Raw genomic sequence first — 1752 nt, 5'->3', positions numbered from 1 at the left:
CTGCGGATCGCGGTCATGCACGCTGCGCCATTCGGCTAGAATGCGCGGCGCTCCGAACCACGGCAACGACCGGAAACCCGTGCCAATGCAGGCACACCGCCAGATCGGGTGCGACACTCACCGTTGACTTTCACAGCATTTCGCTTCGATTTGCCGCGAGTTGTCCACAACCCGCTTCATGTATCGCGCAGCGTCCGGTCACCCTCACCTGTGAAAAACACAGCGCGCCGAGTCGTTTCGGGCCGCAGATATCCACAACCGGCGCACGCCCGGATCTTCCTCTGCCGATCGACGGAGGACTCGGCGCACAACAATCGGGAAAAGCTGGAAAGGCTTGTCGGGACGGCCTCGGCGGTACGCTCACCGTTCAAATGCACAGCGTTTCGAGTGATCGTGGTGAGCGGTTGTCCACATCCCTCCGCCGATGCCTCATCGCACCGGCGCGCACACCCGGGCGACGTTATTCGGCAATCGACCGGATGATCTTCGCCGGATTGCCGCCGACCAGCGTATTCGGCGGAACGTCCCGGGTAACGACGGCCGCGGCTGCGACGACCGCATTCTCGCCGATCGTCACGCCGCCGATGATCGTCGCGCCCGCGCCGATCCACACGTTCCGCTCGATCACGATCGGCTTCGCGATCACGCCGTCGCGCCGGCGCGAAGGCTCGACCGGATGACCGGACGTGATCAGGCTGACGTTCGGGCCGATCATCACGTCGTCGCCGATCTCGAGTCCGCCCAGGTCGTAGAACGTGCAGTTCTGGTTGACGAACACGTTGCGCCCGAGCTTCATGCCGGCGCCGCCCGTCGCATGGAATGGCGGGATCAGCATGAAGCCGTCGTCCACCTGCGAGCCGATCAGTTCACCGAACAATGCGCGTACGTCCGCCGCATCGTCGAACGTCAGGCGGTTGAGCCGCGCGGTGATCGCCATCGCCCGCTTGACCTCGGCCACCATGGCCGCCGATTCGGGCGTTCTGCGCGGAATGATCGTGGTGCGATCGTCGGTTGCCATGCGTGACTTGTCTCCGGTGAGTGCGACGGTGCGTGATGCGTCGGCGAGCGCGGCCGGGCGATTGCGTTACCGTATGCGTGGGTACTGGGCAATGAGCCGGGCGCAGTGTAGCAATGCTGGTTCGCGCCAAGGATTTTTTGAATTTTCATAACTAGTTTTGCTATAACTAGTTATATTACGAACTTCAGTCACACAAGGCTCTGCGGGTCATCTCCCGCGATTCACCGCTGCCCCAGCGCATCGAATCAGCTGCGTGCAACCAAACCTGGTACCCCTAGCGGAGCGCCCTTGGCCGGGCGCCCCTAGCCGGACGCCCCTGTCCCAACCTCCCGCGCTCGGGTACGCTTGAGCATCGACCGGATCGACAGCAGCACCCAAACGCGGAGGCGCGATGAAGCTCTACTACTGGCCGAAGACCCGGGCATTCCGGGCGCTGTGGATGCTCGAGGAAATCGGCGGAGTGTACGAACTCGTGCCGATCGACCTGCGCTCGCACGAACAGGGCAGCGACGCGTTCGTGCAGGTCAACCCGATGGCGAAGCTGCCCGCGCTCGACGACGGCAGCGCCCCGTTCGCCGAATCGGGCGCCGTGCTGCTCTATCTTGCCGACCGTTGCCCGGACGCCGGGCTCGGCGTCGCGCCCGACGATCCGCTGCGCGGCCGCTTCCTCCAGTGGATGTTCTTCACGCCGACCTGCCTCGAACCGGCGATGGCCGAGAAATTCACCGGCGCGT

Annotated in this window: 2 protein-coding genes; one reads left to right on the top strand and one right to left on the bottom strand. The window is 64.3% G+C overall.

What is annotated here, in order from left to right; all coding sequences use genetic code 11:
- Positions 1-460: 460 nt before the first annotated feature.
- Positions 461-1018: a DapH/DapD/GlmU-related protein gene (locus JMF90_RS35705; RefSeq protein WP_053525914.1), complete on the bottom strand. Its 558-nt coding sequence runs from the start codon at positions 1016-1018 to the stop codon at positions 461-463.
- Between the two features lie 391 nt (positions 1019-1409).
- Here JMF90_RS35705 and JMF90_RS35700 point away from each other — a divergent pair.
- A partial coding sequence (locus JMF90_RS35700) for a glutathione S-transferase N-terminal domain-containing protein (RefSeq protein ID WP_201326215.1) occupies positions 1410-1752 on the top strand: 343 nt, incomplete at its 3' end.

The organism is Burkholderia sp. E168m23 (assembly GCF_016586125.1).
Lineage (GTDB): Bacteria > Pseudomonadota > Gammaproteobacteria > Burkholderiales > Burkholderiaceae > Burkholderia > Burkholderia orbicola.
Note: the sequence above shows the minus strand (reverse complement) of the source record. Positions and strands in the feature narration are given on the sequence as shown.

Excerpts from the sequence above, each read along its gene's own strand:
- JMF90_RS35705 (WP_053525914.1), bottom strand. The coding sequence starts at position 1,018 with ATGGCAACCGACGATCGCACCACGATCATTCCGCGCAGAACGCCCGAA.